The sequence below is a fragment of the Cryobacterium sp. N22 genome, assembly GCF_002929555.1.
Taxonomy (GTDB): Bacteria; Actinomycetota; Actinomycetes; order Actinomycetales; family Microbacteriaceae; genus Cryobacterium.
The window spans coordinates 92,953-112,386 of record NZ_PJJP01000039.1; the positions used below are offsets into that span (position 1 = coordinate 92,953).

At 66.7% G+C, this 19,434-nt stretch carries 19 protein-coding genes; 7 read left to right on the forward strand and 12 right to left on the reverse strand.

All coding sequences use genetic code 11. The features are described from left to right. Positions 1–66: 66 nt before the first annotated feature. The 7 genes from CXY76_RS15865 to sufB all read right to left on the reverse strand — a co-directional run bounded on the left by CXY76_RS15865 (position 67) and on the right by sufB (position 5,672). Entirely contained in the window at positions 67–717 is a 651-nt protein-coding gene (locus tag CXY76_RS15865; protein ID WP_104166246.1) for a TetR/AcrR family transcriptional regulator, read from the reverse strand. Between the two features lie 48 nt (positions 718–765). Next, positions 766–1,353: a dihydrofolate reductase family protein gene (locus CXY76_RS15870; RefSeq protein WP_104166248.1), complete on the reverse strand. Its 588-nt coding sequence runs from the start codon at positions 1,351–1,353 to the stop codon at positions 766–768. Between the two features lie 175 nt (positions 1,354–1,528). Next, positions 1,529–1,858 (reverse strand): metal-sulfur cluster assembly factor, encoded by a 330-nt coding sequence (locus tag CXY76_RS15875; RefSeq protein WP_104166251.1) that lies wholly within the window; start codon positions 1,856–1,858, stop codon positions 1,529–1,531. A gap of 4 nt (positions 1,859–1,862) precedes the next feature. Next, positions 1,863–2,627 carry a Fe-S cluster assembly ATPase SufC gene (sufC, locus tag CXY76_RS15880; protein WP_104166253.1) on the reverse strand — a complete coding sequence of 255 codons (765 nt, stop codon included), beginning with the start codon at positions 2,625–2,627 and terminating at the stop codon, positions 1,863–1,865. A gap of 70 nt (positions 2,628–2,697) precedes the next feature. Next, complete coding sequence (locus tag CXY76_RS15885) at positions 2,698–3,024, reverse strand: non-heme iron oxygenase ferredoxin subunit (protein WP_104166255.1); 327 nt, start codon at positions 3,022–3,024, stop codon at positions 2,698–2,700. 2 nt (positions 3,025–3,026) lie between these two features. Next, on the reverse strand, positions 3,027–4,253 hold the full coding sequence (gene sufD, locus CXY76_RS15890; RefSeq protein ID WP_104166257.1) for a Fe-S cluster assembly protein SufD: 1,227 nt from the start codon (positions 4,251–4,253) through the stop codon (positions 3,027–3,029). Next, positions 4,254–5,672, reverse strand: coding sequence for a Fe-S cluster assembly protein SufB (gene sufB / locus CXY76_RS15895; protein ID WP_104166259.1), 1,419 nt, complete (start codon positions 5,670–5,672; stop codon positions 4,254–4,256). Positions 5,673–5,957: 285 nt separating this feature from the next. Between sufB and CXY76_RS15900 the strand changes: the two genes are divergently transcribed. Beyond that, a complete protein-coding gene (locus CXY76_RS15900; RefSeq protein ID WP_104166262.1) occupies positions 5,958–6,899 on the forward strand; it encodes a heme A synthase in 942 nt (313 codons plus the stop codon). Positions 6,900–7,125: 226 nt separating this feature from the next. Here CXY76_RS15900 and CXY76_RS15905 read toward each other — a convergent pair whose 3' ends face one another. Further along, entirely contained in the window at positions 7,126–8,049 is a 924-nt protein-coding gene (locus tag CXY76_RS15905; protein ID WP_233200058.1) for a heme o synthase, read from the reverse strand. A 294-nt stretch (positions 8,050–8,343) separates the two neighbouring features. Here CXY76_RS15905 and tkt point away from each other — a divergent pair, with 294 nt between their 5' ends. Genes tkt through pgl form a run of 6 tightly spaced genes read left to right on the forward strand, consistent with a single transcriptional unit; the run spans position 8,344 to position 16,505 of the window. Further along, the gene (tkt, locus tag CXY76_RS15910) at positions 8,344–10,437 is read left to right on the forward strand and encodes a transketolase (RefSeq protein ID WP_104166266.1); all 2,094 of its coding nucleotides are present in this window, start codon (positions 8,344–8,346) and stop codon (positions 10,435–10,437) included. Between the two features lie 43 nt (positions 10,438–10,480). Next, positions 10,481–11,593 carry a transaldolase gene (gene tal / locus CXY76_RS15915; RefSeq protein ID WP_104166268.1) on the forward strand — a complete coding sequence of 371 codons (1,113 nt, stop codon included), beginning with the start codon at positions 10,481–10,483 and terminating at the stop codon, positions 11,591–11,593. Further along, a complete protein-coding gene (locus CXY76_RS15920) occupies positions 11,590–13,197 on the forward strand; it encodes a glucose-6-phosphate isomerase (RefSeq protein ID WP_104166270.1) in 1,608 nt (535 codons plus the stop codon). Before tal ends, CXY76_RS15920 begins: the two co-directional genes overlap by 4 nt. 43 nt (positions 13,198–13,240) lie before the next feature. After that, positions 13,241–14,782 carry a glucose-6-phosphate dehydrogenase gene (zwf, locus tag CXY76_RS15925; protein ID WP_088456243.1) on the forward strand — a complete coding sequence of 514 codons (1,542 nt, stop codon included), beginning with the start codon at positions 13,241–13,243 and terminating at the stop codon, positions 14,780–14,782. Then, the gene (locus CXY76_RS15930) at positions 14,779–15,738 is read left to right on the forward strand and encodes a glucose-6-phosphate dehydrogenase assembly protein OpcA (RefSeq protein ID WP_104166272.1); all 960 of its coding nucleotides are present in this window, start codon (positions 14,779–14,781) and stop codon (positions 15,736–15,738) included. The genes zwf and CXY76_RS15930 overlap by 4 nt, the downstream gene beginning before the upstream one ends. Further along, positions 15,735–16,505, forward strand: a complete 771-nt coding sequence (pgl, locus tag CXY76_RS15935; RefSeq protein WP_104166274.1) for a 6-phosphogluconolactonase — start codon at positions 15,735–15,737, stop codon at positions 16,503–16,505. The genes CXY76_RS15930 and pgl overlap by 4 nt, the downstream gene beginning before the upstream one ends. A 62-nt stretch (positions 16,506–16,567) precedes the next feature. On the opposite strand, the gene CXY76_RS15940 is transcribed toward pgl, so the two are convergent. The 4 genes from CXY76_RS15940 to pgk all read right to left on the reverse strand — a co-directional run bounded on the left by CXY76_RS15940 (position 16,568) and on the right by pgk (position 19,423). Then, the gene (locus CXY76_RS15940; protein ID WP_066595496.1) at positions 16,568–16,936 is read right to left on the reverse strand and encodes an RNA polymerase-binding protein RbpA; all 369 of its coding nucleotides are present in this window, start codon (positions 16,934–16,936) and stop codon (positions 16,568–16,570) included. 123 nt (positions 16,937–17,059) lie between these two features. Continuing rightward, complete coding sequence (secG, locus tag CXY76_RS15945) at positions 17,060–17,311, reverse strand: preprotein translocase subunit SecG (protein WP_066595498.1); 252 nt, start codon at positions 17,309–17,311, stop codon at positions 17,060–17,062. A gap of 115 nt (positions 17,312–17,426) precedes the next feature. After that, a complete protein-coding gene (gene tpiA, locus CXY76_RS15950) occupies positions 17,427–18,218 on the reverse strand; it encodes a triose-phosphate isomerase (protein WP_104166276.1) in 792 nt (263 codons plus the stop codon). Further along, entirely contained in the window at positions 18,209–19,423 is a 1,215-nt protein-coding gene (gene pgk / locus CXY76_RS15955) for a phosphoglycerate kinase (RefSeq protein ID WP_104166278.1), read from the reverse strand. Before pgk ends, tpiA begins: the two co-directional genes overlap by 10 nt. Between the last annotated feature and the right edge of the window lie 11 nt (positions 19,424–19,434).

Below are 19,434 nucleotides of genomic sequence, written 5' to 3' on the forward strand. Positions count from 1 at the left end.
ACCAGTATATTTGCTCGCGCGCGGTTTCTGAGCCGAAGTGCCGGAACCGACCCGGCCGAAGGCGGTTTACCGGGCCGGCAACCGCCCGGTCGGCAGCACTCCCGGCAGCGCGGATCGCAGCCAGGCCGTGTAGGTCTCCCTGGACCAGCCGAGCCCGACCACCAGAGTGTGAAACACCTGGGGATGGCCGAGAGCCCAGATCGACGTCGCCGCTTCGTGGTCGCTCAGCCCGGGCCGCAGGCCCAACTGCGCCCGGAGGGCGCCGACGGCCTCGGCATAGGCGTGCAGACTCCGGGCGGCCATGGTGACTTCGAGCTCACGGATTTCAGGGTCGGTTCCGGCGGCCTCGTTCACCACGCGGTACAGGGGCGCCGCCCGCTCGTTGTCTGCCGCGATCCAGCCCGCCAGGCCGCCGACGGCAACGGCCGGTGTCGCGGCCTCGCTGATGCCGGCGGCGAGCTCGGCCACGGAGAGTCCGGTGGCCCGCGACGCGGTGTTGGCCGCCGCGAGTACCGCGGCGAGAACATCCACCTTCGAACCGACGGTGTTGTAGATGGTTTGGACGGCCACGCCACCGCGCTCGGCGATGGCGGCGATCGACGTGCCCGCGTAGCCGTTCTCCCGCATCAGGTCGGCGGCGGCCTCGACGATGTCCCCCCGGGTGCCCGCCGTCTGCATATCTCGGCGGATCTGACTGCGGGTGCGGGGCTTGTCCATGACAATAGAATACCCCTCTAATGACTGACATCCGGTTCCACAGGCTTGTCAGGGTCGACGGCGCACCCGAAAGCGCAGGTGAAGCACCCGGTTGCCCTGGATCACCACGTCAGGATCCTCCAACAGGTGCTGCGCGTTGACCGACCCGAAGTAGCGCTTGCCGGACCCGAACACGACGGGTACGACGTCCATGCGCACCTCGTCGATCAGGCCCGCGGCAAGCACCTGGCCACCGACGTCGCCAGCGGCAATCTCGACCATGCGGTCCCCCGCAAGCTCACGTGCCTTGGCCACGGCTGCCTCGACGCCGGAGACGAAGTGAAACGGCGCCTCGGGGTCCCAGCCCTCGGGCGCTGGCCGGTGCGTCACGACGACCACGTGGTCGATGCCGGCCGGCGGCGTCCCGTCCCAGCCGTCCGTCATGTCGAAGACGTGGCGGCCGACGACGGTCGCCCCGATCTGGTCCCAGTACTGCCGCGTGTAGTCGTAGGACGCCTGCGACACCGTCAACTGGCCGCTCTCGTCCAACGGCACGTCACCGCTGGTCAACCAGTCGAACAGTGCTCCGGGCTGGTCATTCTCGTCCGCGATGAAGCCGTCCACCGACACCGTGCTGTACATGACTACTGTGCTCATGCTGCTCTCCTTCGCCTCGGGGTGCCCCCAAAATAGCCGGAGCGTCGCGGTTCGTGGCGGATCGTGCTGCTGAAGGGTGTTCCGTGACGAGCCGGTTAACGCAGAACCGCGCCGGGTGACGGATGCGATGGCATCCGTCCCGGCGCGGGACAGGTGGTGCAGGTGCTGGTGACGGTCAGATCGCGAAGCCCAGGGCTCGCATCATGTCGCGGCCGTCGTCGGTGATCTTCTCGGGACCCCACGGCGGCATCCACACCCAGTTGATGCGGAACTGGTCGACGACGCCGTCCAGCGCCTCGGCGGTCTGTTCTTCGAGCACATCGGTGAGCGGGCAGCCGGCCGAGGTGAGAGTCATGTGGATGATGAGCGCATCGTTCTCATCGTCCCAGCCGAGGTCGTAGATGAGACCGAGGTCCACGACATTGATGCCGAGTTCCGGGTCCATGACGTCCTTGAGGGCCTCTTCGATCTCGTCGAAGCGCGCCGGGGTGAGTGTCGAAACCATGGCTCTAGCCTACGGGCGTCTCGGTGAGGAAGCGATCGTAACCTTCATCTTCCAGGCGGTCGGCGAGCTCGGGGCCACCCTGCTCCGCGATCCGTCCGTCAACGAACACGTGCACGAAGTCGGGCTTGATGTAGCGCAGGATGCGCGTGTAGTGCGTGATCAGGAGCAGACCGAGGCCGGTGTTCTCCTTGGCGCGGTTCACGCCCTCCGACACGATCTTCAGGGCGTCGACGTCGAGGCCGGAGTCGGTCTCGTCGAGAACGGCGAACTTGGGCTTGAGCAGTTCCAGCTGCAGGATCTCGTTGCGCTTCTTCTCGCCGCCGGAGAAGCCCTCGTTGACGTTGCGCTCGGCGAAGCTCTTGTCCATGCGCAGCTTGGCCATCGACTCGCGGACATCCTTGATCCAGGTGCGGATCGCCGGTGCTTCGCCATCGATGGCGGTCTTGGCTGTGCGGAGGAAGTTGGTCACCGTGACGCCCGGAATCTCGACCGGGTACTGCATGGCCAGGAAGAGGCCCGCACGGGCGCGTTCGTCGACCGTCATGGTCAGCACCTCGGCGCCGTCGAGCAGGATTGAACCGCTGTCGACGTGGTACTTGGGGTGGCCGGCGATTGTGTAGGCCAGGGTGGACTTGCCGGAACCGTTCGGCCCCATGATCGCGTGGATTTCGCCCTCGTTGATGGTGAGGTCGACGCCGCGCAGGATCTGCTTGGTGCCCTGGTCGGTCTCGACGCTGACGTGCAGGTCTTTGATCTCAAGAACAGACATTTTTCAGTATCTCTTTCGTTGTCCGCGTGGTGCGGGCTTCAGTGTGTGGGGCCGGATGCGGCGGGGCGCATCAAACGGCGATGGTGACCAGAGGATCGATGAACACGTCGCCGTCGATCAGGTCGACCTGGTAGACGGGAACGGGCTCGTAGGCCGGCAGGGTCAGGGGACGCCCGGTGCGGAGGGAGAACTTCGAGCCGTGCGCCCAGCACTCGAGCGTGTCGCCCTCGACGAAACCCTCCGACAGCGAGATGTCACCGTGGGTGCAGGTGTCGCCGATGGCGAAGACGGCGCCGTGGGAGTCGCGGACGACGGCGATGTTCACGCCGCCGATCTCAACCTTGATGGCCTCGTTGGGTTCGAGCTCGTCGAGCGCACAAATCTTGGTGGACGCCATGTTCAGTTGCCTTCTGTTCCGCGGAGCTCGTCTTCGATGGCGCCCTGCAGGCGTTCCTCGAGCGGCTTCGATCCAATGTGCTGCACGATTTCGCTGAGGAAGCCGCGTACGACGAGGCGTCGTGCTTCGATTTCACCGATGCCGCGGGACTGCAGGTAAAACAGCTGCTCGTCGTCGAAGCGACCCGTGGCGCTGGCGTGGCCGGCACCCAGGATGTCGCCGGTCTCGATCTCCAGGTTGGGGATGGAGTCGGCCCTGGTGCCCTCGGTGAGGACCAGGTTGCGGTTCTGCTCGTAGCTGTCGGTTCCCGGTGCGGTGCGGCCGATCAGCACGTCGCCGATCCAGACGGTGCGGGCGCCGGCGCCCTGCAGGGCACCCTTGTAGGTGACCCGGCTGCGGCTGTTCGGCGCGTCGTGGTTGACGTACACCTGCTGCTCGAGGTGCTGGCCGGCGTCGGCGAAGTACAGGCCGAACAGCTCGGTGTCGCTGCCCTGACCGGCGAGGTGCACCGACGGGTTGACCCGCACGATACCGCCGCCGAGGGAGACGACGACGTGCTTGAGGCGGGCGTCGCGGCCGATCGTGGCGAAGTGATTCGCCAGCTGTACGGCGTCGGCGTTCCATTCCTGAACCGTCACGACGGTGAGGTTCGCGGATTCGCCCACGATGATCTCGACGTTCTCGGAGAGCCGGGCGTCGCCGGTGTTCTGCAGGATCACGACGGCCTGGCTGAACGGCCGGGCCTCGATGATGGTGTGCGCGGCCCGGGGTGCGGAGCCGAGGTTCGCCCGGGTGAGAGTGATCTCCTTGGCTTCCTCGCCGCTGACGGTGATGGCCAGGGCCGTCTCGAAGCTGCTCCAGGCGTTCGCGGCGGCGCGCTCTTCCGGTGCGCCGGCGGTGCCGATGCGGGCATCAGAGCGCTCGACCCAGGAGACGTCGACCTCGGCGTGCGACGCGGTGTCGATGTCATAGGCGGAGCCGTCGAGTTCTCCGCCGGTGAGGTCGGTGAACTTCGCGACGGGTGAGAGCTTCCAGACCGCTTCCCTGCCGGTGACGGCGGGGAAGTCGGCGACGTCGAAGCTCTTGAACCGGGCGGATCTGGTTTGCACGGGGACGAAGCCGAAGCGTCCGTCCGAGTGCTCCTTGATGCCGTGCTGTTCCGCGGTGGGCAGAGCCTCTGACGAGGTTGGTGAGGACGTGGGTGCTGTTGAAGTCGAGGCGGCGGACATTTAGCCGACGGATCCTTCCATGCCCATTTCAATGAGCTTGTTGAGTTCGAGGGCGTACTCCATCGGGAGCTCCCTGGCGATCGGTTCGATGAAGCCGCGCACGATCATGGCCATGGCTTCGTCTTCGGGCATGCCGCGGCTCATCAGGTAGAAGAGCTGCTCTTCGCTGACCCGCGAGACGGTGGCCTCGTGGCCGAGCTGTACGTCGTCGACCCGGATGTCGATGGCCGGGTAGGTGTCCGAGCGCGACTGGGTGTCCACCAGCAGGGCGTCGCAGCGCACGGTGTTGGCGGAGTGGTGCGCCGTGGCATCCACTCGTACCTCGCCGCGGTAGCCGGCGCGGCCGCCACCGCGGGCGATCGACTTGGAGACGATCGAGGACTGGGTGTACGGGGCCATGTGGATCATCTTGGCGCCGGCATCCTGGTGCTGGCCGGGGCCGGCGAAGGCCACGGACAGGGTCTCGCCCTTGGCGTGCTCCCCCATCAGGTAGATCGACGGGTACTTCATGGTGACCTTGGAGCCGATGTTGCCGTCGATCCACTCCATGGTGGCGCCCTCGGCGGCCGTGGCGCGCTTGGTGACCAGGTTGTAGACGTTGTTCGACCAGTTCTGGATCGTCGTGTAACGCACGCGGGCGTTCTTCTTCACGATGATCTCCACCACGGCGGAGTGCAGCGAGTCCGACTTGTAGATCGGTGCGGTGCAGCCTTCGATGTAGTGCACGTAGCTGCCCTCGTCGGCGATGATCAGCGTGCGCTCGAACTGGCCCATGTTCTCGGTGTTGATCCGGAAGTAGGCCTGCAAGGGGATCTCCACGTGCACGCCGGGCGGCACGTAGACGAACGAGCCGCCGGACCACACGGAGGTGTTCAGTGCGGCGAACTTGTTGTCGCCGGACGGGATGACACTGCCGAAGTACTCCTCGAAGAACTCCGGGTGCTCCTTGAGCGCCGTGTCGGTGTCCATGAAGATGACGCCCTGAGCTTCGAGTTCCTCGTTGATCTGGTGGTAGACCACCTCGGACTCGTACTGCGCGGCGACGCCGGAAACCAGGCGCATGCGCTCAGCCTCGGGGATGCCGAGCTTCTCGTAGGTGTTCTTGATGTCGTCGGGCAGGTCTTCCCAGGTCTGGGCCTGCTTCTCGGTGGACCGCACAAAGTACTTGATGTTGTCGAAGTCGATCTCGGAGAGGTCTGCTCCCCAGGTCGGCATCGGCTTGCGCTCGAAGAGCGCCAGGGCCTTCAGCCGGCGTTCGAGCATCCAGGCCGGTTCCTTCTTGAGGTTCGAAATGTCGGTGACAACCTCGGGCGAGATACCGCGGCGGGCGGAGGCGCCGGCGGCGTCGGAATCGGACCAGCCGAATTCGTAGACCCCCAGCCCGTCAAGCTCGGGTCGGTTCAGCAATACGTCAGACATCTTTACCTCTTCTCCTACCCACATCAACCCGGATATCAGTCCGGTCATTCCCGAGCCGGGTGCGTCGCCCGACCGTTTGGTCGGACGTGCACGCCCGGTGCGCGCGTGAGTTGTGTGGATGGCTACGTTGCGTACCTAAGATGAACAGGGCCGGTCGTGTCGCGTTGTACGAATGAACGTCGCGCACACGGAGCCCGTGAAACACCTAATTCTACAGGCTAGTGATCGCATTAGTAGTGCGCCCGGCGTATTCACATACGCGCGCACCAGCAGGGAGCAGAACCCGTGAACCGGATTATCCAATGGTTGCCCACCCAAGTGGACCGTCGCTTGAGGGTGCTCGGCTGGGTTTACCTCGCCGCTCAGATTTTCCTGGTCGGCACGGGAGGCCTCGTCCGCCTCACCAGCTCCGGCCTGGGCTGCCCCACCTGGCCCAAGTGCACGGCCGACTCGATCGTGAACACGCCGGAGATGGGCATCCACGGCGTCATCGAGTTCGGCAACCGTCTGCTCGGTGTCCTGCTCGGCCTGGTGGCGATCGCCGCGTTCGTTGCGGTGCTGCGGATGCGTCGCAGCCGGCCAGACCTGTTCACCCTGACCCTGCTGGCCGGTTTGGGCATCCCGGCGCAGGCCGTGATCGGCGGCGTCAGCGTGCTGACCCAGTTGAACCCGTATGTCGTCGGCATCCACTTCGTGATCTCCGTCGGCCTGGTCGGCCTCTGCACGGCGTTCGTGTACAGGCTGTACACGGCGCCAGGGCCGCGCGAGCGGGTCGTGCCGCTGGGCTTCCTGATCGTGACCCACCTCACCAGCGTCGCCGTGGCGGTCACCATCGCCGTCGGCATCCTCACCACCGGCTCCGGTCCGCACGCCGGCGACGCGGACGCGCCCCGCAACGGGCTGGACTCGGAGCTGCTGCAGCACATCCACAGCTGGCCCGCCTACGTGACCGTGGTCCTGACCCTCGTCCTCGTCGTCTGGGCCGTCACCCGGCGCCTACCGGTGCGCCGGTGGGTTGTGCTGCTCCTCGCGGTCGAACTCGCGCAGACCGCGGTCGGCCTCATCCAGGCGAACCTGGGCCTGCCGGCCCTGCTCGTGGGCATCCACATGGTGCTGGCCTGCGTGCTCGCTTCGGCGATGACCGCCCTGATCCTGAACCTCAAGCAGCCCGTGATGTCGGACGCTCCCCCGGCGCCGCAAGCTCCCGCGGAGTCCCTCGCCCGCTGACCCGCGCCGCTCACCCGCTCCCCTGCGCTCAAGCACCCTCGCGAGAGCGGTGAAACGGTCACCTCAGCGCGCTCGAAGCAGCCACATCACCGCTTTCGCGGTAGCCCCATTCCGCGAGAGCGGTGAAACGGTCACCTCAGCGTGCTCGAAGCAGCCACATCACCGCTTTCGCGGCAGGCGGGCACCGAGCGAGAGAGCACGGGGCCCGGCTCGGCGCTGGGTCCGGCTAGAAGGGCAGCAGCGGGTCGACACCCACGGCGACGAAGACCAGGGTGAGGTACGCGATCGAACCGTGGAACACCCGCATCGGCGACACGTGCTCGTGGCGGATGGCGAGGTTGTAGAGGCGGTGGGTCTCGTAGATGAACCAGGCGCCGGAGCCGACCGCGACCAGGGTGTAGACCAGCCCCATGCCGGCGATGGGCACCAGTAGCAGCGAACACGCCACCGTGGCCCAGGCGTAGAGGATGACCTGAAGGCCCACCTGCGCGCGTCCACGCACCACTGACAACATGGGCACGCCGGCGGCCTGGTAGTCGTCGCGGTACTTCATCGACAGCGGCCAGTAGTGCGGCGGGGTCCAGAGGAAAATGATCATGAACAGGATGAACGGCGGCCAGGACAGGTCACCGGTCACGGCGGCCCAGCCGATCAGCACGGGCATGCAGCCGGCGACACCGCCCCAGACGATGTTCTGCGCGGTGCGGCGCTTGAGGATCATCGTGTAGAAGACGACGTAGAGCAGGATGGCGCCCAGCGACAGCGCTGCGGCGACCCAGTTGGTGAACAGGGCCAGCCAGGCGATCGAGATGCCGCCCAGAACCCACGCGAACACCAGGGCCTGCCGGTCGGTGAGTTCCCCGGTGACCAGCGGCCGACCCTGGGTGCGGTTCATCAGGCGGTCGATGTCACGGTCGAGGTAGCAGTTGAATGCGCCGGCCGAGCCGGCACTGAGCGCACCGCCGATGAGCGTGGCGAGTACCAGCCACAGGTCCGGGATGCCCCCGGTTGCCAGGATCATCGTCGGGGCCGTCACCACGAGTAACAATTCGACGACACGCGGCTTGGTCAGCGAAACGTACGCACGGATGGTGTTCCGGATCCGTTCGTTACGATCCGTCACCCCCTGTTCGCGGGGGTTCTCGGCCATCTCGGGTGCTTCTCGTGCGCTTCGCATATTGCCGCAATTCTAGATCATTTCGCCGCCTCTCACTCCCGGCTCGCGTGTGCGACACCGCCGCAATACTCGCGAAACAACGTCAACAAGCCGGGGTCCGTATACTTGAAACGCTCGCCAATCTGAGGTGCATGCATCCGTGAGCCACCTGATACGGGCACTCTCCGGCGCACCTCGATGCCGATAACGACGTCGGCGGGCAAACACTCTCCAGCGGCGCGGGATAAACACGTGCCGCCTTTGACGGATTCAGAAGGGTCAGTTCACGTGGCAGCATTGCAGTGGGATTCCATCGACAACAGGGCAGTTGACACCGCCCGCATCCTCGCGGCCGATGCCGTGGAAAAGGTCGGGAACGGCCACCCGGGTACCGCCATGAGCCTTGCTCCGGCGGCGTACCTGCTGTTCCAGAAGGTGATGCGTCGCGATCCCGCTGACAACGAGTGGATCGGCCGTGACCGGTTCGTCCTCTCGGTTGGCCACAGCTCACTCACCCAGTACGTGCAGTTGTACCTCGGCGGCTACGGCCTCGAGCTCGACGACCTCAAGGCCCTGCGCACCTGGGGCTCCAAGACCCCCGGCCACCCCGAATACGGCCACACCGACGGCGTCGAGATCACCACGGGCCCGCTCGGCCAGGGACTCGCCTCCGCCGTGGGCTTCGCGTACGCCGCGCGCTTCGAACGCGGCCTGTTCGATCCCGAGGCCGCTGTCGGCACCAGCCCGTTCGACCAGTTCGTCTACGTCATCGCCGGCGACGGCGACCTGCAGGAGGGCATCACCTCCGAGGCGTCCTCGCTCGCCGGACACCAGCAGCTCGGCAACCTCATCGCGATCTACGACTCCAACCAGATCTCGATCGAGGACGACACCAACATCGCCTTCACCGAGGATGTCGCGGCCCGCTACGACGCGTACCACTGGCACGTGCAGACGGTGGACTGGAAGCAGACCGGCGAGTACGTCGAAGACGTCGCCGCCCTCAACGACGCCATCGAGGCGGCCAAGGCCGTCACCGACAAGCCGTCGCTGATCATCCTCAAGACCATCATCGGCTGGCCGAGCCCGAAGAAGCAGAACACCGGCAAGATCCACGGCTCCGCCCTCGGCGCCGAGGAACTCGCCGGCGTGAAGGAAATCCTCGGCTTCGACCCCGAGAAGTCCTTCGAGGTATCCGACGAGGTCATCGCGCACACCCGCAAGGCCCTCGACCGTGGCGCCGAGCAGCACGCGGAGTGGAACGTGCGTTTCGACGCGTGGGCCGCAGCGAACCCCGAGCGCAAGATCCTGCTCGACCGCATCCTCTCCGGCGACCTGCCCGACGGCGTCGAGGCGGCCCTGCCCGTCTTCGAGGCCGGCACCGAGGTCTCCACCCGTGCGTCGTCCGGCAAGGTGCTCAACGCGCTCGGCCCGGTCATCCCGGAACTGTGGGGCGGCTCCGCCGACCTCGCCGAGTCGAACAACACCACCATCAGTAACTCCGCCTCCTTCATCCCCAGCGAGCACTCCACGGGTGAATGGACCGGTAACAAGTACGGCCGCGTCCTGCACTTCGGCATCCGCGAGCACGCGATGGCCGCCATCCTCAACGGCATCGTGCTGCACGGCAACACCCGCCCGTTCGGTGGCACGTTCCTGATCTTCAGCGACTACATGCGCCCCGCGGTGCGGTTGGCCGCGCTCATGAAGGCACCGTCGATCTTCGTCTGGACGCACGACTCCGTCGCCCTCGGCGAGGACGGCCCCACCCACCAGCCGATCGAACAGCTTGCGTCGCTCCGCGCCATCCCCGGACTCGACGTGGTGCGCCCCGGCGACGCCAACGAGGTGTCCTGGGCCTGGAAGACGATCCTCGAGCGTCGCAACGGCCCGGCCGGGATCGTCCTGACCCGCCAGAACATCCCGGTGTTCGAGCGTGGAGACGGCGACGCGACCGGCGAGACCTTCGCCTCGGCCAAGAACGTCGCCAAGGGCGCCTACGTGCTCGCCGAAGCACCGAACGGCACCCCGGACGTCATCCTGATCGCGACCGGCTCCGAGGTACAGCTCGCCGTGGCCGCCCGCGAGACGCTGAAGGCGGACGGCATCAACGCCCGCGTCGTCTCTGTGCCGAGCCTGGAGTGGTTCGAGGAGCAGTCCGCCGAGTACCGCGAGTCCGTTCTGCCCAAGGCGATCACCGCCCGGGTATCGGTTGAGGCCGGAATCGCGTTGACCTGGAACAAGTACGTCGGCGACCGCGGCCGCAGCGTCTCGATCGAGCACTTCGGTGCCTCGGCCGACTACAAGACCCTGTTCCGCGAATTCGGCATCACGACAGAAGCCGTTGTGGCCGCCGCCAAAGAATCCCTCGCCGCGCTCTGAGCGCGACACCTACTAGCGCAGCATTCAAGGAGATTTGATTTTCATGACTGAAACAACCCCCACCGCCGCACTCTCGGCCGCCGGCGTCAGCATCTGGCTCGATGACCTGTCCCGCCAGCGCATCCAGTCCGGCGGACTGAAGACGCTCATCGAAGAGAAGAACGTCGTCGGCGTCACCACCAACCCGACGATCTTCGCCGGCGCGCTGAGCAAGGGCGAGGCGTACGCCTCCCAGGTGGCCACCCTGGCCGCCGCCGGCACCACCGTCACCGACGCCGTGTTCGAGATCACCACGGATGACGTCGCCGCAGCCTGCGACATCTTCCGCCCGATCTACGACGCCAGCAAGGGTTTCGACGGCCGCGTCTCGATCGAGGTCGAGCCCGGCTTCGCCCACGACGCCGAGAAGACCCTCGCCCAGGCTCAGCAGCTCTGGAACAAGGTCAACCGCCCCAACGCGATGATCAAGATCCCCGCGACCATCGAAGGCCTCGAGGCGATCACCGAGACCATTGCCCTGGGCATCAGCGTCAACGTCACCCTGATCTTCAGCCTCGAGCGGTACCGCGCTGTCATCAACGCCTACCTCAGCGGCCTGGAGAAGGCCAAGGCGGCCGGCATCGACCTGTCGACGATCCACTCCGTTGCGTCCTTCTTCGTGTCGCGTGTCGACACCGAGATCGACAAGCGCCTCGCGGCCGTCGGCACCGATGAGGCGCTGGCCCTGCAGAGCAAGGCCGGCGTCGCCAACGCCCAGCTGGCCTACCAGGTCTTCGAGCAGTCCTTCACGACCGAGCGTGCCTCCGGGCTCCTCGCGGCCGGCGCCAACAAGCAGCGTCCGCTCTGGGCCTCCACCGGCGTCAAGTCGGCCGACCTGCCCGACACCCTGTACGTGACCGAACTGGTCGCCCCCGAGGTTGTCAACACCATGCCGGAGAAGACCCTCGAGGCCACCTTCGACCACGGCGTCATCGTCGAAGGCGCCGTCACCGGCTCCTACGATGCCGCCAACGCCGTGCTCGACGCGATCGCCGCGCAGGGTGTCTCCTACGACGACGTGACCCGCGTCCTCGAAGAGGAAGGCGTCTCGAAGTTCATCATCTCTTGGAACGAACTCCTGGACACCGTCACGGCGGCGCTCAAGGCCGCTAAGTGAGCTTCCACATCTCGGTGAGCGGTGCGGCCGCTGAGGCCGTCCGCACCGTGGTGCCGACCCTCGTGGCCGACCTCGTCGCCTCCGGAATCACGTCGCTGGACCCCGCCCTGTGGGGTCCAGAGGCCGAGGAGGAAGCCGGCAAGCGACTCGGTTGGACCGAGTCCGTCGTGTCGTCCCGTCCCCTCGTCGCCGAGATCCTCGCCCTGCGCGAGGAACTGCACGCCAAGGGCGTCAGCCACATCGCGCTGGCCGGCATGGGCGGTTCGTCGCTCGCGCCAGAGGTCATCACGCTCACCAGCGGCGTGGACCTGACCGTCCTCGACACGACCGACCCCGGCCAGGTGCTCGCAGCCCTGAACGACCGTCTGGAGTCGACCGCCCTCGTGGTGTCGTCCAAGTCGGGCGGCACCGTCGAGACCGACAGCCAGCGCCGCGTCTTCGAACGCGCGTTCCGGGACCTCGGCATCGACCCCGTTGATCGCATCATCGTGGTCACCGATCCCGGTTCGCCTCTCGAGGCGTCCGCGACCGAGGCCGGGTACCGCGTCTTCAACGCCGACCCGACCGTCGGTGGGCGCTTCTCGGCGCTGACCGCGTTCGGCCTCGTGCCGTCGGGTCTGGCCGGCGTCGACATCGGACAGCTACTCGACGAGGCCGAAGCGGTCTCGCTGGCCCTGGCCGTCGACTCCGTGGACAACCCGGGGCTCATCCTCGGTGCGGCCATCGCGTCGACCACTCCCCGCCGGGACAAGCTGGCCATCGTCTCCGACGGCACCCACATCGTGGGTTTCGCCGACTGGGCCGAACAGCTCATCGCCGAGTCGACCGGCAAGATCGGCACCGGCATCCTGCCCGTCGTGCTCGACCTTGACGCCCCCGAGCTCACCGCGGCACTGCCCGACGTGCAGATCGTGCGCGTCGTGGCGGATGCCGGTGACGAGGTCTTCGCCGACCACGACGGTGCCGACGAGATCCGCGTCAGCGGAACCCTCGGCGCACAGTTCCTGGTCTGGGAGTACGCGACGGTCATCGCCGGCCGGCTGCTCGGGATCAACCCGTTCGACCAGCCCGACGTCGAGTCCGCCAAGATCGCGACCCGCGGCCTCCTGGACTCCCGCCCGGAGCCCGAACCCGCCGCGTTCATCTCGGACGGCATCGAGGTTCGTGGCACGCCGCACGTGATCGGTGCCGCCAGCGACCTGGCCAGCGCCGTCGACGCGCTGCTCGAGGAGCTCGGCCCCGACGGGTACGTTGCCGTGCAGGCGTATGTGGACCGTCTGGCGCTCCCCCAGCTCGCCGAGCTGCGCGGACTGCTCGCGACGCTGTCCAAGCGCCCGGTCACGTTCGGCTGGGGACCCCGGTTCCTGCACTCCACCGGCCAGTTCCACAAGGGTGGCACTCCCACCGGCGTGTTCCTGCAGATCCTCAGCACCCCCGCTGAGGACCTCGATATCCCGGACCGTCCGTTCACCTTCGGCGAGCTCATCCAGGCTCAGGCCGGCGGTGACGCCAGCGTCCTCGCCGACAAGGGTCGCCCCGTGCTCACCCTCACCCTGACCGACCCGGCCGCGAACATCAGCACTCTGTTCAACGCGCTCCGCTAAGTCCGTCTTCGCGCCGTACCGCTTCAATCCTCTAAGGAGCCGCATGTCCCCGGTGGAAATCACCCCGGAGTTCAATCCGTTGCGTTCACCCTCTGACTATCGCCTGAACCGGATCGCGGGGCCCTCCAGCCTCGTCATCTTCGGCGTAACCGGAGACCTGTCGCGGAAGAAACTCATGCCCGCTGTCTATGACCTGGCCAACCGGGGGCTCCTGCCACCCGGGTTCGCCCTCGTCGGGTTCGCCCGGCGGGACTGGGACAACCAGGACTTCATGCAGGTGGTGCACGACTCCGTCAAGGAGTACGCACGCACCGAGTTCCACGAGGATGTCTGGGCCCAGTTGGCCGAGGGCATCCGCTTCGTGCCGGGCACCTTCGACGACGACGCCGCGTTCGAGCTCCTCAAGGAAACCATCGAGGAGCTCGACCGCGAGCGTGGAACCATGGGCAACCATGCGTTCTACCTGTCGATTCCGCCGAAGGCGTTCCCCCAGGTGACCGAGCAGCTGCGGCGGTCCGGTCTGGCGGAGCAGAAGAACGGCCAGTGGCGACGTGTCGTCATCGAGAAGCCGTTCGGCAGCGACCTCAAGACGGCACGCGAACTCAACGACGTCGTCGAGTCGGTCTTCCCGGCCGATTCGGTGTTCCGCATCGACCACTACCTGGGCAAGGAGACGGTGCAGAACATTCTGGCGCTGCGCTTCGCGAACCAGTTGTACGAACCCATCTGGAACGCCAACTACGTCGATCACGTGCAGATCACCATGGCCGAGGACATCGGCGTCGGCGGTCGGGCCGGGTACTACGACGGTATCGGCGCCGCCCGCGACGTCATCCAGAACCACCTGCTGCAGCTTCTGGCGCTCACCGCGATGGAGGAGCCCATCTCCTTCGACGCGGCCGACCTGCGCACCGAGAAGGAAAAGGTCCTCGCCTCCGTGCGCCTGCCGGAAGACCTGGCAACGGGTACCGCCCGTGGCCAGTACGCCGGCGGTTGGCAGGGCGGGGAGAAGATCCTCGGCTTCCTCGAGGAAGACGGCATGAACCCGGAGTCGCTGACCGAAACCTACGCGGCCCTGCGCCTGGAGATCGACACCCGTCGGTGGTCCGGCGTGCCGTTCTATCTCCGCGCCGGCAAACGCCTCGGCCGCCGGGTCACCGAGATCGCCGTTGTCTTCAAGCGCGCACCGCAGTATCTCTTCGAGAAGAGCCAGACGGCCGCACTGGGCGAGAACGCCCTGGTCATCAGGGTCCAGCCCGACGAGGGTGTCACCATCCGGTTCGGGTCGAAGGTTCCCGGTGTCGGCATGCAGGTGCGCGACGTGACCATGGACTTCGGCTACGGCCACGCGTTCACCGAGGCCAGCCCCGAGGCCTACGAACGTCTGATCCTGGACGTGCTGCTGGGCGACCCGCCGCTCTTCCCCCGCCACGAGGAGGTCGAGCTATCGTGGAAGATTCTCGACCCGATCGAGGAATTCTGGACCACCCAGGGACAGCCGGAACAATACCGACCCGGAACCTGGGGGCCCGCATCAGCCGACGAACTGCTGTCACGAGACGGCCGGAACTGGAGACGCCCATGATCGTCGATCTGCCCGACACCACCACGGCCAAAATCTCCAAGGCACTCGTGCGCATCCGGGAGGAAGGCGGCGCTGTCGCCCTCGGCCGGGTGCTCACCCTCATCATCGCTGCCGAGCTCGGCAACGAGGAGAACGCCATCGAGGCCGCGAACGATGCCTCACGGGAGCACCCGATGCGTGTCATCGTGCTCTCCACCCAGGCAGAGGGAGCCATAGCGCACGAGCCCCGCGTGGATGCCGAGATTCGGGTCGGCGGGGACGCCGGCGCGAGCGAGGTCATCGTGCTGCGCGCCTACGGTGACGCCGCCAGCGACCCGGAGAGCCTCGTGACCGGGCTGTTGCTGCCGGACGCCCCCGTCGTGGCCTGGTGGCCCGGCGAGGCCCCTGCGGTGCCCGCAGAGTCCCCGTTGGGACGTATCGCCTACCGGCGGATCACCGACGCGTCGGCTCAGCCGGACCCGCAGGCCGCTCTGACGCGTATCTGTTCCACCTACCGCCCCGGTGACACCGACTTCGCGTGGACGCGTTTGACCCTGTGGCGCGCTCAGCTTGCCGCGGTGTTGGACCAACCGCCCTACGAGCCCATCACCGCCGTGTCCGTCAGTGGCGCGCTGGACTCCCCCTCCACCACCCTCCTCGCGGCCTGGTTGCAGCTGCAGCTGCAGGTCCCGGTTGACTACGAGCTCACCTCGGGCCAGCACGCGAACGGCATCCACGGCGTGCACCTCACCCGGGCGTCCGGGGTCATCTCGCTCGAACGCGAGGTTCCCGGCATTGCCACGCTCACCCAGTCGGGCCAGCCCGTGCAGGACCTGACCCTCAAGCGCCGCAGCCTGCGGGACTGCCTGAGCGACGAACTGCGCCGCCTGGATCCCGACGAGCTGTACGGCGAGGTCATCACCTGCGGCCTGCCCCAACTGGCAGGTCCCACCACATCGACCGGAGACCACTCATGACACACGACAGGCGCGTGCTCGTACACGACGACAAGTCGGCCCTGATCGCCTCGGTCGCCGCCCGGTTCATCACCAAGATGGCCGACATCCTGCACGAGCAGGGGCACGCCCACGTGATCTTGACCGGTGGGACCGTCGGCACCGGTGTGCTGGAGGCGATCAACGCCTCCCCCGACCGTGACAGCGTGGACTGGGCCAAGATCGACTTCTGGTGGGGCGATGAGCGCTGGGTTCCGCGCGCGCACGCCGACCGCAACGAGGTGCAGGCTCGCGCGGCGCTGCTGGACCACATCGACATCCCCGCGGCGAACGTGCACTCGTTCCCGGCCTCGGATGAGGGCCTGGACCTTGATGCCGCCGCCGATCGTTACGCGGCCGAACTAGCGAGCAAGGCCGCACCGGATTCCCTGGTGCCACAGTTCGACGTCACGTTCCTCGGTGTCGGCCCCGACGGCCACATCGCGTCGCTCTTCCCGCACATGCAGGGCATTCGGGAGAATGACCTCACGGTGATCGCGGTGCTGAATTCGCCCAAGCCCCCGTCGGAGCGGTTGAGTCTCACCCGCTGGGTGATCAACTCCTCAGAGCGCATCTGGCTCGTCGTCTCCGGCACCGACAAGGCGTCGGCGCTGGGCCTGGCCCTGGCCGGCGCGAGTCGTGACGAGGTGCCCGTCGCCGGCATCCGTGGTCGGCACTACACCGATTTCTTCGTCGACGGCGAGGCCGCGGCGGAGGTTCCGGAGAACCTGATCGCCCAGCCGCACTAGGCCCCCGCAGACACCAAAAAGCGCATCGGTTCCTCGGAACCGATGCGCTTTTCTTGTGGCTGTTAGTTGGTGGCGCTGAGCTTGCCCCGACGCACCCGCAGCTGCTGCAGGGCCTCTTCCAGGAGCGACTCCGCTTCCTCTTCCGTGCGGCGTTCCTTCACGTACGCGAGGTGCGTCTTGTACGGTTCCAGCTTGACCACCGACGGCGGGTTCTCCTTGTCGCGACCGGCGGGGAGACCTGACGACGGGCAATCGATGGTGTCGGGGATCTCCTCGTCCGGCAGGTTCGCCGCGAAGTACCGAACGGTCTCATTGCCGAGAGCGTCCCAGTAGGACACGCGGATGCGATCGGCGTGGAAACCACGGTCCTGCTCGCCCATGGGGCCGGCTCCGACTCGCGAGCCGCGAATTGCGCTTCCACCAGATGCCATTGTGTTCCTCCGCTATAAAAACTGTTCGGCTTGTTCGGGTTGTCCTGCTACGCATCCGGTCGCGCCGTGGGTGACCGGATGCATTGTGTGTCGCGGGTGTGGTGCCGCGACCCTCCGACGCCGCTAGGCGCCGGTATCGAATTTGGTGATCAGGCCCAGCACGACGATGCAGGAAATCCACAGTACGGCCAGGATGATGGTGATGCGGTTGAGGTTACGTTCCGCAACGCCCGAGGCGCCGAGGTTCGAGGTGACCCCACCGCCGAACATGTCGGATAGACCCCCACCGCGCCCCTTGTGGAGCAAAATGAGCATGGTGAGCAGGAGGCTCGTGATGCCGAGCAAAACCTGCAATACAACCTGGAGAATCTCCACGCGAAACCTTTCACAAAACGATGGGCGCTAGAGCTCCACCAAGACCACTGGCAATTATAGCCTGACGGCAAACGAAACCCGCCGCACCCCCCGCAAGGGGTACGACGGGCACTCGTTACAGTCCGACGTGCTTCTGGAAGCGGACGATGCTGGAGAACTCGGTGATGTCCAGGCTCGCGCCTCCCACCAGTGCTCCGTCAACGTTCGGTTCCTTCATGAAACCGGCGATGTTGACGCCCTTGACCGAACCACCGTAGAGGATCCGGGTCTTGTCGGCGACATCCTGGCCGAGAACCTCGGCCAGGGTCAGGCGCAGCTGCGCCGCAACCTGTTCGGCCTGGTCGGGCGTCGCCGCCTGGCCGGAGCCGATGGCCCAGACCGGCTCGTACGCCACGACGATGTCCGCGGCGTTGTCGACTCCGGCCAGCGCGGCCTTGAGCTGAGCGACCGGGACGGCGCTGGGACCGTGTAGTTCCAGGTCTGCGGCGGTTTCGCCGACGCAGATGATGGGAACCAGGTTGTGCTTCAACGCGGCGGTCACCTTGGCGGCGACGACATCGTCGGTCTCGTTGTGCAGGGTGCGTCGCTCAGAGTGGCCGATCAGCACGTACTGGCATTCGAGCGCGGCCAGGAAGGCAGCCGAGATCTCGCCGGTGTACGCGCCGGACTCCTGCGTGGAGACGTCCTGGCCGCCGTAGGCCAGGGGCAGCTTGTCCGCGGTCACCAGGGTCTGCACGCTGCGCAGGTCGGTGAAGGGCGGGAACACGGCGACCTCGGTCGAGGTGAAGTCGTGTCCGGCGTCCTTGAGGCTCCACGCCAGCTTCTGCACGAAGGCGATGGCCTGGAGGTGGTCCAGGTTCATCTTCCAGTTTCCTGCAATCAGGGGAACACGCGTGCTTACTGCCATCCGAGGACCTCCAGTCCTGGCAGTCGCTTACCCTCGAGGAACTCGAGGCTGGCGCCACCGCCGGTAGAAATATGACCGAACTGGTCATCATTGAAACCGAGGATGCGCACGGCAGCGGCGGAGTCTCCTCCGCCGACGACGCTGAGCCCATTGACCTCGGTGAGTGCGGCGGCAACCGTGCGGGTGCCGTCGGCGAATGGTGCCAGTTCGAAAACGCCCATCGGGCCGTTCCAGAACACTGTCTTCGACACCCGGATGATCGCAGCGAATGCGGCTGCGGTGTCCGGTCCGATGTCCAGGCCCAGTCCGGCAGCGCCGAACGGGGTGTCCTCGATCTGGTCGGCCGGCGTCGTGACGTACTCGGCGTCGGCTCCGAACTTGGAGGCGACGACGACGTCGGTCGGCAGGACGATCTTCACGCCGAGACGGTCGGCCTCGGCGAGGTAACCGCGAACGGTCTCGATCTGGTCGACCTCGAGCAGGCTGGCGCCGACCTTGTGGCCCTGGGCCGCGAGGAAGGTGAACAGCATGCCGCCGCCGATCAGGAGGGAGTTCACCCGCGGCAGCAGGTGGCCGATGACCCCGAGCTTGTCCGACACCTTCGAGCCGCCGAGGATCACCGTGTACGGCGCCTCGGGCTTCTCGGTGAGGCGGTCGAGCACGTCGAGCTCTGCCGCGATGAGCAGGCCGGCCGCGCTCGGCAGGATCTGGGCCAGGTCGAAGACACTGGCCTGCTTGCGGTGGACGACGCCGAAGCCGTCGGAGACCAGGGCGTCGCCGAGGGCCGAGAGCTCGGTGGCGAAGGCCACCCGCTCGGCTTCGACCTTGCTGGTCTCGCCCGCGTTGAAGCGCAGGTTCTCCAGCACGACGATGTCACCGTCTGCCAGAGCCGCGACCGCGGCCTGGGCGGATTCGCCGACGGTGTCGGTGGCGAACGCCACCGGGGAACCGATCAGTTCGGCCAGGCGCGCCGCAACGGGCGCCAGGCTGTACTTGGGGTTGACCTGGCCGTCAGGGCGCCCGAGGTGAGAAACGATCACCAGACGGGCACCCTGCTCGACCAGAGCCTTGAGGGTGGGCAGGGACGCCCGCACACGGCCATCGTCGGTGATCTGACCGTCCTTCAACGGAACGTTCAGATCACACCGAACGATGACGCGCTTGCCGTGGAGCGATCCCAGCGATTCGATAGTGCGAAGCGTCACTGCGTGTCCCC